The sequence below is a fragment of the Bacillus sp. DC4300-2b2 genome (assembly GCF_049895685.1).
Lineage (GTDB): Bacteria > Bacillota > Bacilli > Bacillales > Bacillaceae > Bacillus > Bacillus safensis.
In genome coordinates, this window is sequence record NZ_JAFCSW010000001.1 from 832,157 (window position 1) to 846,494 (window position 14,338).

General features: G+C 39.6%; 14 protein-coding genes and 1 riboswitch. Of the genes, 8 read left to right on the forward strand and 6 right to left on the reverse strand.

The genetic code is table 11. The annotated features are described in order from the left end of the window. Positions 1-4 precede the first annotated feature (4 nt). Positions 5-766 (forward strand): ABC transporter ATP-binding protein, encoded by a 762-nt coding sequence (locus ACP69X_RS04255; RefSeq protein ID WP_041087447.1) that lies wholly within the window; start codon positions 5-7, stop codon positions 764-766. A gap of 32 nt (positions 767-798) precedes the next feature. Here the strand turns inward: ACP69X_RS04255 and ACP69X_RS04260 are convergent, their stop codons facing one another. After that, the gene (locus ACP69X_RS04260; protein ID WP_411264168.1) at positions 799-1,011 is read right to left on the reverse strand and encodes a hypothetical protein; all 213 of its coding nucleotides are present in this window, start codon (positions 1,009-1,011) and stop codon (positions 799-801) included. Between the two features lie 411 nt (positions 1,012-1,422). Here ACP69X_RS04260 and ACP69X_RS04265 point away from each other — a divergent pair, with 411 nt between their 5' ends. After that, positions 1,423-2,601, forward strand: coding sequence for a tetratricopeptide repeat protein (locus tag ACP69X_RS04265; RefSeq protein ID WP_426052454.1), 1,179 nt, complete (start codon positions 1,423-1,425; stop codon positions 2,599-2,601). Between the two features lie 94 nt (positions 2,602-2,695). Here ACP69X_RS04265 and ACP69X_RS04270 read toward each other — a convergent pair whose 3' ends face one another. Genes ACP69X_RS04270 through ACP69X_RS04280 form a run of 3 tightly spaced genes read right to left on the reverse strand, consistent with a single transcriptional unit; the run spans position 2,696 to position 6,905 of the window. Further along, entirely contained in the window at positions 2,696-3,544 is an 849-nt protein-coding gene (locus ACP69X_RS04270) for a PRD domain-containing protein (protein WP_269102911.1), read from the reverse strand. Between the two features lie 30 nt (positions 3,545-3,574). After that, entirely contained in the window at positions 3,575-5,041 is a 1,467-nt protein-coding gene (locus ACP69X_RS04275; RefSeq protein ID WP_041087441.1) for a glycoside hydrolase family 1 protein, read from the reverse strand. Positions 5,042-5,045: 4 nt separating this feature from the next. Then, complete coding sequence (locus tag ACP69X_RS04280) at positions 5,046-6,905, reverse strand: beta-glucoside-specific PTS transporter subunit IIABC (RefSeq protein WP_426052455.1); 1,860 nt, start codon at positions 6,903-6,905, stop codon at positions 5,046-5,048. Between the two features lie 462 nt (positions 6,906-7,367). On the opposite strand from ACP69X_RS04280, the gene ACP69X_RS04285 reads away from it, so the two are divergent. Both ACP69X_RS04285 and ACP69X_RS04290 read left to right on the forward strand, forming a co-directional pair. Beyond that, the gene (locus ACP69X_RS04285; RefSeq protein WP_269102914.1) at positions 7,368-7,532 is read left to right on the forward strand and encodes a hypothetical protein; all 165 of its coding nucleotides are present in this window, start codon (positions 7,368-7,370) and stop codon (positions 7,530-7,532) included. A gap of 80 nt (positions 7,533-7,612) precedes the next feature. After that, the gene (locus tag ACP69X_RS04290) at positions 7,613-8,095 is read left to right on the forward strand and encodes a DUF4188 domain-containing protein (RefSeq protein ID WP_269102916.1); all 483 of its coding nucleotides are present in this window, start codon (positions 7,613-7,615) and stop codon (positions 8,093-8,095) included. An 11-nt stretch (positions 8,096-8,106) separates the two neighbouring features. Here the strand turns inward: ACP69X_RS04290 and ACP69X_RS04295 are convergent, their stop codons facing one another. After that, a complete protein-coding gene (locus tag ACP69X_RS04295; RefSeq protein ID WP_041088583.1) occupies positions 8,107-8,730 on the reverse strand; it encodes an NUDIX hydrolase in 624 nt (207 codons plus the stop codon). Between the two features lie 171 nt (positions 8,731-8,901). On the opposite strand from ACP69X_RS04295, the gene ACP69X_RS04300 reads away from it, so the two are divergent. After that, positions 8,902-9,108, forward strand: a complete 207-nt coding sequence (locus ACP69X_RS04300; protein WP_003215336.1) for a helix-turn-helix transcriptional regulator — start codon at positions 8,902-8,904, stop codon at positions 9,106-9,108. Then, complete coding sequence (locus ACP69X_RS04305; protein ID WP_041087434.1) at positions 9,105-9,785, forward strand: DUF3169 family protein; 681 nt, start codon at positions 9,105-9,107, stop codon at positions 9,783-9,785. The genes ACP69X_RS04300 and ACP69X_RS04305 overlap by 4 nt, the downstream gene beginning before the upstream one ends. Before the next feature lie 47 nt (positions 9,786-9,832). Here ACP69X_RS04305 and ACP69X_RS04310 read toward each other — a convergent pair whose 3' ends face one another. Next, positions 9,833-11,179 (reverse strand): amino acid permease, encoded by a 1,347-nt coding sequence (locus ACP69X_RS04310; RefSeq protein ID WP_426052456.1) that lies wholly within the window; start codon positions 11,177-11,179, stop codon positions 9,833-9,835. A 163-nt stretch (positions 11,180-11,342) separates the two neighbouring features. After that, positions 11,343-11,422: riboswitch (glycine riboswitch) on the reverse strand. 264 nt (positions 11,423-11,686) lie between these two features. On the opposite strand from ACP69X_RS04310, the gene ACP69X_RS04315 reads away from it, so the two are divergent. Then, the gene (locus ACP69X_RS04315; protein WP_426052457.1) at positions 11,687-12,706 is read left to right on the forward strand and encodes a LacI family DNA-binding transcriptional regulator; all 1,020 of its coding nucleotides are present in this window, start codon (positions 11,687-11,689) and stop codon (positions 12,704-12,706) included. A gap of 440 nt (positions 12,707-13,146) precedes the next feature. After that, the gene (locus tag ACP69X_RS04320; protein WP_041087426.1) at positions 13,147-14,328 is read left to right on the forward strand and encodes an MFS transporter; all 1,182 of its coding nucleotides are present in this window, start codon (positions 13,147-13,149) and stop codon (positions 14,326-14,328) included. Positions 14,329-14,338: the final 10 nt, after the last annotated feature.

Genomic DNA, 14,338 nt, shown 5'->3' on the forward strand with positions numbered 1-14,338 from the left:
TCACATGGAACACTTGATTGAAACGAAGCGATTGTCATTGCATATCAATTCATTAAAAGGACAGAAACAAACGATTCTTAAGGATATTCATTTATCGATAAAGCGCGGGGAATTCGTGACCATTATGGGACCTTCTGGATGTGGAAAAACATCCTTACTTTATCAGCTTAGCGGCATAGAAACAGCTTCAACAGGAGAGATCAAATATAAAGGCCGATCACTATCAGAAATGACAGAAAAACAGTTAAGTGCTCTGCGCTTAACTGAGATGGGATTTGTCTTTCAGCACAGCCACTTATTAAAAAATCTTAATCTATTTGACAACATCATTGCAGCAGCTTATTTAGCAAAGAAAAAGCCAAGACAAGAAGTGAATGAACGAGCTCAATATTTAATGGAAAAACTTGAAATTGATCATTTGGCAAATAGATATTTGACAGAAGTATCGGGAGGACAGCTTCAAAGAGCCGCTATCTGCCGAGCGCTCATGAATGAACCAGACATACTTTTCGCTGATGAACCAACAGGTGCTCTTAATTCCAGTACAACAAAGGAAGTGATGAATATTTTTTCAAGAATCCACTTTGAAGGAGCAACACTGCTACTTGTCACACATGACCCCAAGGTGGCTCTTCGTTCTGAAAGAATCATGTTTATGAATGACGGAGAAATGGCAGACAGTTTACAATTAGGAAGATATGATCGTTCAACTGCCGAGAACCGAGAAATGAGATTAAATCAATGGCTGCAAAATTTAGGTTTTTAATTTGAGTAAAACCAGGCAGGAAACTGCCTGTTCTACTTTTTCTGACACTCAAACGAGTAATCCATAGACAAACTATTTGTTTCTAAGATAATTTTGCCGCCAGCTTGTTGACAAGATTCTGTCATCAGCTCAATTTCTTTGCTATAAAAGTATCTCTTTGACATATATAGAGTCACTAAAACAAATAATAGAGTCGTGATAATGACTGTGATTTGTCTGTTTAAGCTTTGAAATCTTTTTTTCATTTCAACATCCTTTCTAAAAGGTCGGATTTTGTGTTTAATACTTACTTTTGTCGTCATCTATCAGTTTCTTATCTCATGATCTAGCAACATCATACCTGATTTTCTTTCCTAGATCGACCTTTCATTTTCCCTCTGAAATAGCTAAAACTTCTTTATTCCAAATATATGAGTGATATTTCCGTTCATTATCATAAAATCCATTGTATATATCCCTTTTTTAGATTTCCAAAAAGAGATTTTATTCATTTGTGTTAACAAGCAATCACCCTTACAATGTCGTACATGGCATGACCTTAGGTCCTTTTTATTACCTCTTGTCAATCACCTCACCGAAACGATTATATTTTACCAAAAATTGTGATATCGTTTTTTATGAAACAGGTGAAAGGAACTTAAAGAGGTGAAATTTCCATGGCTATCATTTCTGCTGAACAGGTGGGGAATCGTTTAAATGATTGGAGAATTGCAATTCGCAAGCATGATGTACACAGTGCAAAAGCAATGTATTCAGAAGTAAAGGAATTACTTCAAAAAATGGAAGAGAATCAGGAGGTCTTGACCTATTACTCATTGCTAGAAGGCAAGTATAAGCTCATGTTATATGAACGAAGAGGTACAAAACTGAAGGAACAGACAGAACCAGATTGCCTCTCTAAAACAAACGACTTAATTGAATACTATTTTTACCTATACAAAGCCCTTTACGCGTCATATAAAAGAGACTATGCATCAGCCATTGGACTGTTTAAAATTGCTGAGAAAAAACTACAACACATTCCTGATGAAATAGAAGTAGCAGAATTCCATACGAAAATCGCCAACTTATATATGCTGCTTCGTCAAAGCCTAATTTCTCTACACTATATTCAGAATGCTATTGATATTTTCAAAAGCCATGAAGGATATGAAAGAAGACTAGCTGCAGCCTTTGTCATCGCCGCTGCTAATCATATGGACATTGGCGACTTTATAAGGGCAGAAAATTACTACAAAAAAGCATTACACATCGCAGACAGTCTAAACGATCATTTTCTAACATCACAGCTTTATCATAATATCAGTATTTTGTACGCCGAAGCTGGCGAATCAAAAAAATGTATCGATGCCCTAGAAAAGGCTCTTAGTGACGAAGACTATCTCTCATCGTGCTACTTCCATCACTCCATGTACATGTTAATGAAAGAGCTGCTTTCTATCGATGAAAGAACACAAGCTCTCTATTACTTCGAATTGGTTAACCAAAAACATGAATCAGAGAAATGCCCCATCTATACAGCAAAAATGAATTTGCTTTACCATCTATATTTCACTGAAGATATGGCTCAAAAAGCTCAAGCCTGTTTCGATGAAATCAGCATTCTTAAAAAATTAAAAGATGCTGAAGGAGTCTGTGAATTAAGTGCATTAGCAGCAAAACACTTTGAAGAGCTGGGAGCAATTCATCAAGCCTATCTCTTTCTAAAGGAAGCTGATCGCATGAAACATCCTATCATTGACTGGGGGAATTCTAATGAAAAAAATGAGTTTATTGATTATCACTTTGACCATCGTTGTTTTAGGACACACAGGGACTTTCAATTCATTAAATGATGAAAATGGTACTACAGAACGACCTATCGGAACTTAATATAAACATTTGCCAAATAAAGAACCACTCGCCTCATCAAGGCAAGTGGTTCCACATTTATTTTAGTTGCTGATAAGAAATGAGGCGGTGTATATGTACCGCAAGATAAGTAAGCTCATCATTAGGAATGACGATACTATGCACCTGTTTAATATAGTCTTTGATCTTAAAAGCAACATCCATCGCTTGAGGATATAAATGTGCAATTTGTTCAAATAACTCATTTTCTTGATCTGATAATAATTTATCAGCATAAAATCTTTCTACAAAGAATTTCACATGTGTAATGAACCGGCTGTAATGAATATTCTCTTGATCCATTTTCATATTCAACGTATAGCGCACAAGATTAACAATACTTCCGATCATCTTGGCGTATTTCATACCATCTTTCGACTCGGACTCTTCACCTAATGCATTAATTAAGTGAAAAGCAATATTGGCAGCTTCTTCTTTTGGTAATTGTATGCCCAATGTGTCATTGACTAACTCAAGTGCGTAATTCCCTACTTCAAATTCTTCTGTATAGTAATTTTTGATTTCCCAATACACACGATTTGTAATATTAATATTCTTTTTATGACGTTCCACTGCAAAATTCAAATGATCCATTAAGGTAAAATAAACACCTGAATTTAAAGTTGAGTTTAAACGTTTTTCTGCATATTTGACAATTTGCTGAGTTAAATCGATAAACTCCTGAGGCATTGAATCTAACAATTGAAGAAATTCTTTTGCTCTCATGTTATCGACTGACATAAAGACTTGGTCCGCTTTTTTCTCTTCTATCATTTGACCTGGTTTCTGGCCATAGCCAATTCCACGGCCGAACAAAACCACCTCCTGTTGGTTCTGATCTTCAGCCAGGACCACGCTCGAGTTTAAAACTTTTTTGATTTTAAACATCGTCATCACCTGTTTTCATGATTGTGGTGTTCAATCAAGCGATTCACCATTTGTCTCAATGACTTTTTGGTACCAATAAAATGAATCTTTTCGAGATCGTTTTAATGTCCCGTTCCCGTCATCATCTTGATCTACGTGAATGAAGCCGTAACGTTTTGACATTTGCGATGTACCTGCACTAATAATATCAATAGAGCCCCAGCTCGTATATCCAAAGAGATCGACGCCTTCTTCAATGGCTTCTCTCATTTGACGGAAATGCTCTTTGAAATAGTTAATACGATAGTCGTCATGGATTGAGCCATCACTTTCAACTACATCCTTTGCACCCATGCCGTTCTCGACAATGATAAGAGGTTTTTGATAGCGATCATACAGTTCGATCAAAGAAATTTTCAGACCAACCGGATCAATTTGCCAGCCCCATTCCGTTGAAGGAAGATAAGGGTTTTTGACTCCACGAATGGTATTCCCTTCTGTCTCTTCTAATCCATCTTGGGCTGATTCCGTTAAAGACATATAGTAGCTAAATGAGATAAAATCTACTGTGTTTTCTTTTAAAATGGTAAGGTCATCTGCTTCCATTTGAATATGAATATCTTTTCTCTCAAGCATGCGCTTGATCAGCGGCGGATACTCACCAAACACCTGCACATCTGCATAGAAATAGTTTTCTAAGTTTTGTTTCAAAGCTTGTTCTACATCATTCGGGTGGCACGTATGCGGATACGTTGTCAATTTTGTCAGCATACATCCTACCTGGCTGCCTGGGATGATACGATGGCAATCTGCTGTTACGAGAGCAGATGCGACAAATTGATGATGAAGTGCTTGGTACACCGTCTCTTCTACTTTTCCTTCTGGGCAGCGATCAGGGATAATTCCCGCTGTAATGAAAGAGTGGCGGTGAATACTATCAATTTCATTAAAGGTAAGCCAATATTTCACATCATCTTTATAACGTTCGAAACAAACATTGGCGAATTTCACAAAGAGGTCGATTACTTTTCTTTCAACCCAGCCGTTATATTTCACACTAAGGGCTAAAGGCATTTCATAATGAGAGAGAGTCACGATCGGTTCTATGTTGTGTTTTTTCATTTCTGCAAAGACACGATCATAAAATTGCAGCCCTTTTTCATTCGGTTCAGCTTCTTCCCCAGTAGGGAAGATACGACTCCATGCAATAGAAATTCGAAGTGTTTGAAATCCCATTTCAGCAAAGAGAGCCAAATCCTCTTTATAGTGATGATAAAAATCGATCCCTCTGCGTTTTGGGTATTTTTTATCGTCTGGATCTTTCATCGCACGATCTATATTTTCAGTGGTAACAGCAAGATGACCTTCATAATCTTCTACACTCAAGTTGGAACGGTACATTGCAATATCTGCAACAGACGGTCCCTTCCCATCTATATTCCAGGCGCCTTCTGCCTGGTTAGCAGCAATGGCGCCGCCCCATAAAAATCCTTTTGGAAAACCTTTGATTTTTGTCATATGATTAGCCTCCTAATTGTGTAACAACCATCAATGTATCTTGACGATTGACCTCTTGTAATGGCTGTACCTTAATATCATATTGATCTGTATTTGTGACTACAGCAAGTGTTACTGGATCATATCCTGCTTCCATGATTTTTTCTAGATCAAATTCAATCAATAAATCACCCGCTTGAACACGATCACCAGCCTGTACTTTTGGATGGAAATACTGCCCTTCCAACTGAACGGTGTCAATGCCGATGTGGAATAATACTTCAACTCCATGGTCCGTTTTCATACCAAGTGCATGGTTTGTTTCGAACAGCAAGGTTACCTCCCCATCTACAGGTGCATAAAGTGCTCCTTTTGAAGGTACAATGGCAATTCCTTCTCCCATGACCTTTGAAGAGAAAATATCATCTTTCACTTCGGATAGAGAGATCATTTGGCCAATCACAGGGCTCTTGAATGTTTCTCCTGCTCCAATTTTTTCAGCAAACCCAGCTTGGTCCTTTGTCTTTTCTTCTATTGTTCGATCTTTACCTAATACAAAAGCAGCGATAAAGGCGACAATAAACGAAATCACTGCTCCAATGATAGCAAACATCAGATTTCGCGGGAGCTCATCTGATATAAACATCGACATGCTTGCTAAACCAGGACCAACAAGCACAAAGGCTTGTATACCAACTAATCCAATGAAAATTCCGCCAACAAACGAACCAATCATGACACTTCCTAGAACTCGCTTATTTTGCAGTGTCACACCATACAGCGCTGGCTCTGTGATGCCAAAAAAGGCTGATATCCCTGCCGAAATGGCTGTTGATCTAAGTACCTTGTCTTTTGTTCGAAGTGCCACAGCGAAACACGCTCCACTTTCCGCAATATTATGCGCAAGTGATGCCGGTAAGTAAAGTGCTTCTTTCCCAAGGGTTCCCATCGTTGTGACTGCATAAGGAACCATTGCTTTATGCATGCCCGATGCAACCATGAATGGGAGGACCGCTGCTAAAATGGCGACAGCTACCCAGCCTACCGTATTAAACATCGCAAGAATAATAGATGAAAAACCTTGCCCCGCTGTAAAACCAATCGGTCCTAACAGAAGTAGCGTAACTGGTACAGTAATGACCAATGACATCATCGGAACGAAGAAAATCCGAATTGGTTTTGGTGAAAACCGTGTAAAGAATTTTTCCATTTGCGCGTAAAGCAATACAGAAAGGATTGCCGGAAACACTTGATACGCATAAGCTATATTTTTTACATCGAATGAGAGTAATTGTGCACCTTCTGTAAGCATCGCCGTCATGTTCGGCAGAAGAAGCGCACCGACTGCTGATAGTGCGACCAGTGGGTTTACTTTTAGTTTATTCGCCGTCGTTACAGCAACTAGTAAAGGCAGAAAGTAAAGTGGTGCGTCACCTACCATGTTCAGTATTTGATAGGTTTGTCCCTTTGCATCCATCCAGCCTAATAAAGAGAAAAGGAGAAGAAATGATTTTAAAATTCCTCCGCCTGCGATAGCTGGTACAAGCGGCTGGAAGACACCGACAATGAAATCTAACAAAACTGTGCCTGCATTTCTTTTTTCTTTTGGCTGATTGGATGGCACGTCTTGGCTTGATGAGCTGCTGCCTATTAAACTTGTTACCTTTTGATACACTTCAATGACGTCATTCCCAATGACTACTTGGCATTGTCCTGTCATTCTAACAGCTATGACACCCGGTGTTTTTTCCAGTGCTGGTACATCTGCTTTTTGCTGATCAATTAGTGTGAAGCGAAGTCTTGTTGAACAATGCTCAAGGTGCGCAATGTTTTCTTTGCCACCTACATGCTGTAAAACGTCTTTGGCAACTTGTGTGTAATTCATTTCTTCTCCCCCTTTTCTCATACACGAGACCTATATTTCGGCAATAAAAAAAGGACCTAAAACGACAAATAAAAGAAAAATTCATCGTTTTTAGATCCTGCCTGCATGACCAGTCACATGTCTAATTTATTCATATTGGATTTGTTTTTAGTATATATGTATTATATGAAAGCGTCAACATTTATTTTTCTAAAAATTATAAAGGTCTATATACCTAAATTGCTCTTCTTTCATAGTTGAAGTAACCTCCCACTTTTCTATACAATAAATTTCCTTTTGTCATCACCAAAAACTATTTTCGTTTAAAAAACAGATAAGTTTAAAATGACCCATCTGGTTATCATCATCTATTTTTTCTTCAGCCTGCTTTTTGAATGCTTCCGTTTGTTCTTTGATATTCCTCTTTCGTGATAGCTTTAAATTCTATTGTACCGCCTGCCATTTTAAAAGAACATTTAATTGATGTTGCATCTCGGTCAATATCTTTCGTTTGAGGAGAAACTAGCGCTTTTACAGGATTATGAGAGGCAGCTCCGTATTCGTTATGAGACATATGTTGCGATTGAACAAAACATTCAAGAGCTTTACCAAATGAAGCGGATGCGAAGTATTGGCTGTTTACTTTAGATTATGGGAAAAGAGTGGCTCAAGCAGGAATTGATTGCTGCGTGGAGACATTCCATTCGATGAAGAAGGAAGGGTAAATAATGAAAAAAGACATACGTGCTGGCAGATTTACAACGGACAATTCTGATCCGATTGTTGTGTTCATTATCGGAATGAGAATCAACAAACGCTGGGCCATTCATCAATGGATGCCTGTGTTCATGGCGATGCCTGGCATGATCAAGGAGCTGTATACCCATCAAGAGGAGCTAGGTTTTCTTGGGACAGAAAATTACTTTGGATTACGTACGACAGCAATGATTCAATATTGGAAATCAACAGATGACCTCCTTGCCTATGCCAAGATGGAGAAGCATTTGGCTGCTTGGAAAAGATTTAACCAAATGGCACGAAATAATGATGCAGTCGGCATTTATCATGAAACATACCAAATTCAAGCCGGCTCGTATGAATCCGTCTACGTGAACATGCCTTCCTACGGACTGAGCCAAGCGAGAGCGCCTATTCCAATTGGTAAAGAAAAACAAACAGCGAAGGAACGTCTGAATACAACAAATTCCTAGAGAACGATTCTCTAGGAATTTCCTTTTGCAACGGTCACAAAATGCTTTAATATGCGGGCTGTTAATCCCCATATGGTGTAGTTTTCGTAATCATAAAACCATTCCTCAATCGAACGGCTCCCCCAGCTGTATTTTTCACCATTCATGATTTTTTCATAAGGGAAGTCCTCTCCTGGTGTTGGCTGAACGGATACATGATGTAGGTACGGCTCATATTGGCTGAGCCATGATAGAGGCACGGTAAAGGTTTCTTCTACTTCTTCTTGATTATAGGAGTGTTTCACTTTTTGCTCATCAATGATACCGACATATGGGTATACGACAAAGGATGGAGAAGCGATATAAGGACTGAGCTGTCCAAGGATTTCGACCGATTCTGGCGGGATGCCCAGCTCTTCATGTGTTTCTCGCAGTGCAGCTTCCTGTGCTGTTTCGCTGCCGTCGAGCTTGCCCCCAGGAAAGCTAATATCCCCCGGCTGTTTTCTCATCGACAGTGATCGTACCTCAAATAATATATGCCATTCTCCATTTACTTGTACTAAAGGGATAAGGACTGCTGCTTTGAACGCTGTCTCTTCTCCAATGAACAACGGTTGTGATTGATGTAAGTCATTTTTTAATTGATCAATGAACACGGCCATCACCTGTTTTCTGTTTCTCTTTCCTTTAGCGTATCATGGTTCACCTTTTGAATAAAGATGATCTTTCTGACAATTATTTTTATCATTTTGACAACTTTACTTGTCAAAATGAATATAATGCTTTACAATCAAGGAAAGATTTCAATCAAAACTTGAGGTGACAGAATGAAAAATCGGTTAAAAGAGCTTCGTGCGCGTGATGGTTTAAACCAAACTGAGCTTGCAAAGCGTGCAAAGGTCTCTCGTCAAACCATCAGCTTAATGGAACGAGATGAATTAATGCCGTCTCTCTTGCTCGCTGTTAAGCTTTCACGAATTTTTCAGGAACCCATTGAACGTATTTTTCTATTCGAGGAGGATGAACTATCATGAAAACTGTATACAAAATGCTCTTAGGTGCTCTCCTTGGCTTTCTCGGTGCTTACTGTCTGCTGGCAGCCGAATTTGAGATGACACTTCTTGATATTGCATTTGAAGCAACTCTTGTCATCAGTGGATTGACGATTTTATTGATTATTTATTGTTTTTCAGGGATTTCACGTATGAAAAAAAGAGTGTCTCTTTCGGTCTCTGGAGATGAGGAAGATGAACTGGAGGCAAAGCAATATCGGACCTTTACTGATTCGACATTAGCCAATACGGTGAGTACGATTTTGTCCATTATTGCCATCGGTATAACCATCGTCACCGAGCAGCCACTCTGGTTGATTCTGGTCAATGCTGCTTTATTTATCGTCACCATTATCAGTTCTTATGCAGCGATATCCGTCCTCAAACTTGTCTATCCTAATCGCAATCTGCCAAATCCGTCCGACAAAGACTATAGTAAAAAGCTGCTCGCCATTTCAGACGAAGGGGAAAAGCATGTCATGCTTGGCGGACTGTTTCACACGTATCAAATGATGAATATCCTATTGACCAGTGCCATGTTTATTTTGATTGTGTATTCCCTCGGAGCCAATCACTCTCAACTCTTCTCGATCGTGGTCATTGGGGTTGTTTTGATCATTTTGAATGCAAATTATGTGTTGAGGATTAGAAATCGTTAAATGATAAAAAGCACAGCTCTGTCAAAAGGCTGTGCTTTTTCCGTACGTTACGATGCACGGCGTTTCTTTCGTGCATAAATCAAAAATAAGAAACCAAACCATACCGGTGTCAATAGCAGCGCTGGACGTGTTGCATCTGCGAAGAGCATGATCACGAGAATGGCAGCAAAGAGCGCAAGAACGCAAACATTCACAAAAGGTGTGAACGGTGCTTTAAAGGTAGATGCTGCATGCAGTTCAGGCCGTGTTTTTTTATATTTCAAATGACAAATTAAAATAATACTCCATACCCAAATGAAACAAATGGCACTGATCGTGGTAACAATCCCAAAGGCTTGTTCGGGAATCAGCTTGCTTAAAAGAGCACCGACCGATACTACAATCGTTGAAACGAATAGCGCATTACTAGGGACAGCGTGCTTGTTCAAACGTCCAAAGGAAGCTGGCCCCTGCTTTTGATGACTGAGATTATACAGAATACGGCTTGTCGAGAACATGCCGCTATTACAAGCTGATGCCGCAGACGTCAACACAACAAAATTGATAAGCCCCGCTGCTACTGGTATCCCAATGAGTCCAAAGGTTTTCACAAAAGGACTTTCTGATGCACTGAGCTCAGTCCATGGGTTGATACATAGTAAAACAAAGATCGCACCTACATAGAAAAATAGAATTCTTAATGGAATCTTATTAATCGCAGAGGGGATGTTTTTTTGCGGATTGGCTGTTTCTGCTGCGGATACACCAACCAGTTCAACTCCCACATACGCAAAAATCACCATCTGGAATGACAGCAAGAAGCCTGTGACACCATTCGGGAAAAACCCACCATGAAACCATAAATTCGTTACTGTCACCGGTCCGGCATCTGTTTGAAAACCAATGATTAAAAGAACAATTCCAACACCGATCAATAATAGAATCGTAATCACTTTAATGAGTGCAAACCAAAATTCCATTTCTCCAAAAAGCTTCACTGTTAACAAATTAAATCCTAGTAAAATCAACAAACAAATGATGGCAGGAATCCACTGCGGGATGTCAAACCAATACTGCACATACACCCCGACCGCAATGACATCCGCCATCGCTGTCATAATCCAGCAAAACCAATATGTCCACCCTGTCACAAAGGATGCCCACGGGCCGAGATAGTCCTCCGCAATATCGGTTAATGACTGATAACCCGCCTTCGATAAAAGCAATTCTCCAAGTGCCCTCATGACAAAAAAGATGGCCATTCCGACAATTAAATAAGCAAAAATAATTGATGGACCTGCCAATTGAATGGCTTTTCCAGAGCCTAGAAACAGGCCTGTTCCGATGGTTCCGCCAATGGCAATCAATTGCACATGACGGTTTGATAAATCTCGTTTTAATTCTTGTTGAGCCAATGCTAACGACCTCCTACGACACGATCTTATACTGAAATAATGAACCCCTCAAAAAGTCCATAAAAAAAGAGATTGGATGCGCTCCAATCTCATGGTCATAAAAGAATAGCAAAATAGAGAAAAGTAATACACGGCATCATCCATGCACCACAAATACAATATTTCGTACTCTTCTGTCCTTTTGCCTGAGATTGTGAACCCTTCGGCGCCGCACATACATGCGGTCTCTCCAGAAGCTGCTCCTGCTATAGTGTGACCCACAGCAATCATAGCCTTCGTTATTTAATTAAAATGTTGCTATTTCTGAATAATTTTATATTTTACGCCTCAATCAGAAAGCTGTCAATGGTAATCTTTTATGATTTACGGCGTTACTCATATGTCTTCACTTCATCAATCCCCCCTGATTCATGTATAATAAATCAAAAGATGTTCGGCTCGTCTGATGGAGAAATCCCTCTTGATCATGAACAAAGTTAGGCAATCCATTGAAGTTGGTGAAGACAAATGAAAAAAATGAACAAACAGCGTGTCACATTACAGGAAGTCGCCAAGCATGCCGGTGTCTCGACTTCAACGGCATCACTCGTTGTTCGAAATAATCCTAGAATCTCTGAAGCCACTCGAAACAAAGTACTGCAAGCCATGGAGGACTTAGGATACGTATACGACCGCGTTGCTGCCAACATGCGGTCAAAAAGCTCAAATATCGTGGGTGTGATTGTTACGGATATTTCTAACACCTTTATTTCGGAGTTTTTAATTGGCGTACAAACCACGCTTGAATCTCTAGGCTATACCGTTTTACTTGGTACGACCTTTGACAGTGTCGATAAACAGGAGCGCCTCATTTCCACCATGGTAGAGCACCGAGTTGGCGGAATCATTTTGAACCTAGCTTCGAAAAGCTCGGCTCGAACGGCCAAACAATTAAATCAAATTCGCACCCCAAAAGTACTGGCAAATCGCGAACTATCAGATGTGCAATGTGATTATGTCGGTGTTGATTATGAACAAGGTACTTGGATGGCGGTTCATCATCTTCTTCAAAAGGGACATCGGCGCATTGCCTTTTTAGGCGGCATCAAGACCTCTTCGACTTGGATTGAACGAATGAAAGGTTTCAAAAGAGCTCATGACGAAGAAAATGTGACGATTGATGATTCTCTTATTATTGATATAGAACCTACTCGTGAAGGCGGTAAAGAAGCACTCGCCCAAGTGATGGATCAGCCCGAGCCCCCTACTGCTATTTTTTGTTTTAGTGACTTAGTCGCTTTTGGAGTCATTCAAGCACTGTCAGCACGGGGCATCCAGCCTGGTGAAGATATTGATGTGGTTGGATTCGATAATGTTCCCGAGGCGGAGATGTACCATCCACCGCTCACCACTGTTTCCTCCTTCCCCCGATCCATCGGGGTAAAAGCAGCGAACCTTTTATATCATAAAATGAACGAACAGGATGAAGAGCTGCAGCGGTTGATTTTAAAGCCTCAACTTCATATTAGAGAAACCTCTCCATCATGATGAAAAAGAGAATTGTGTGCAGCAATTCTCTTTTTTTATTGGTCAAGTCAACAATTTCTTTGTTTCATTTTTCTTTTTTTAAATCACAAAGTCATAAACTTGACACATTTAAAATGCAGGAGTATATTTATCTCGTTGCTTCTTTTAGTATATCGTTATACCTATTTCGTCATATCGTTATTTCTATCAAAAAACAGTTAAAAGTGATTTTTCATGATTCTGATCAAATCATGAAGTCTCACTTCCTATATAAGGCTGTTATTATTTTTTACATTTTAGTAGAACGATATACTTAATTGGAGAACAGATGAATATTCATTATTTTTTCATCAATAAGGGGTGTTGTGATGGGCTTCGTATTCTTAATTTTGAAGGAAACAATAACAAAGGGTATACAAAGAATTTGACCTTAAAGGGGTTTCAAATATAGGAGTGGGAACATGAAAAATCCTTATATAAAATCGTCACTTGGCATGTATTTAAATTACTTCATGCTTGGCATGATCAATATTATTGTAGCTTCCAACATGGACAGCTTATCTGAACGCTACCAGGTAGATATTCCGAAAATCAGCTTGCTTGTATCGGCGATCGGAATTGGTAAACTCATTGCGCTCTTTTTCTCAGGCCGGTTAGCCGACAGCTGGGGACGTAAGCCTGTCATTATTACAGGAAATTTTCTTTACTTATTATTCTTAATCGGTATTCCAACGACAACAAGTTATACACTGGCATTTATCTTTGCGATTTCAGCAGGTATTGCCAACTCACTGCTTGATTCAGGAACCTATCCTGCTTTGTCAGAGTCATTTCCTAAAAAAGCAAGTTCGGCTTCTGTTTTAGTAAAAGCGTCTGTATCCATTGGGGCGACTGTTCTTCCATTTATCTTGGCGTTCCTAGTGGCACATGACATCTTCTGGGGCTGGGCGTTCTTTGGACTAGGGCTTCTTTATTTACTTGTAGGAATTTACTTAATCTTTATGCCATTCCCGAACCATAAGCAAGTTTCTTCACAAGACGCTCTTCCAGTACAGGATCAGCTTAAGGAAGAACCAAAAATGCTTGGCGAAGGTTTAGCTGTTGTACTGATGGGATTCACATCGACTGCATTGTTTGTCGTATGGCAGACATGGCTTCCGCAGCTCGGGTTGAAATTAATCGGACTTGGCACAGAACAAGCCACACAGCTTCTATCTTATTTTAGTATTGGTGCACTGGTATCTGTTCTCTTGCTTTCGATCGTCTTAGATAAATTCATTTCACCGATTATGGTGGCAATCATTTATCCAATCGGGGCGTTCCTTGCAATGCTTTCACTTTTCCAAATCGAAACGTACAGCATTGTCATTGTCAGCACGTTTTTCTTAGGACTATTTACAGCAGGGATCTTCCAGCTTGCGATGAGTATCATGATGAAATTGTTCCCGACAAACAAAGCAACGGCTTCATCCTATGTCAACATTGCGGCAAGCTCAGCGTTTATTCTAGTGCCGCTCATTACAAGTGGGTTGGTCAGCACGTACGATATTAAAATGACGTTATTCTTCGATATGATCATTGCGGTTATTAGCGTATTACTAGCGGTCTTTGTTCTTGGACGCATGAAAAAATTATTTAGATAATTAAAGGAGA

Coding starts and splice junctions, on each gene's coding strand:
- ACP69X_RS04315 (WP_426052457.1), top strand. CDS start 11,687: ATGAAAAAAATGAACAAACAGCGTGTCACATTACAGGAAGTCGCCAAG.
- ACP69X_RS04305 (WP_041087434.1), top strand. CDS start 9,105: ATGAAAACTGTATACAAAATGCTCTTAGGTGCTCTCCTTGGCTTTCTC.
- ACP69X_RS04270 (WP_269102911.1), bottom strand. CDS start 3,544: ATGTTTAAAATCAAAAAAGTTTTAAACTCGAGCGTGGTCCTGGCTGAA.
- ACP69X_RS04255 (WP_041087447.1), top strand. CDS start 5: ATGGAACACTTGATTGAAACGAAGCGATTGTCATTGCATATCAATTCA.
- ACP69X_RS04285 (WP_269102914.1), top strand. CDS start 7,368: ATGTTGCATCTCGGTCAATATCTTTCGTTTGAGGAGAAACTAGCGCTT.
- ACP69X_RS04300 (WP_003215336.1), top strand. CDS start 8,902: ATGAAAAATCGGTTAAAAGAGCTTCGTGCGCGTGATGGTTTAAACCAA.
- ACP69X_RS04280 (WP_426052455.1), bottom strand. CDS start 6,905: ATGAATTACACACAAGTTGCCAAAGACGTTTTACAGCATGTAGGTGGC.
- ACP69X_RS04260 (WP_411264168.1), bottom strand. CDS start 1,011: ATGAAAAAAAGATTTCAAAGCTTAAACAGACAAATCACAGTCATTATC.
- ACP69X_RS04265 (WP_426052454.1), top strand. CDS start 1,423: ATGGCTATCATTTCTGCTGAACAGGTGGGGAATCGTTTAAATGATTGG.
- ACP69X_RS04275 (WP_041087441.1), bottom strand. CDS start 5,041: ATGACAAAAATCAAAGGTTTTCCAAAAGGATTTTTATGGGGCGGCGCC.
- ACP69X_RS04290 (WP_269102916.1), top strand. CDS start 7,613: ATGAAAAAAGACATACGTGCTGGCAGATTTACAACGGACAATTCTGAT.
- ACP69X_RS04320 (WP_041087426.1), top strand. CDS start 13,147: ATGAAAAATCCTTATATAAAATCGTCACTTGGCATGTATTTAAATTAC.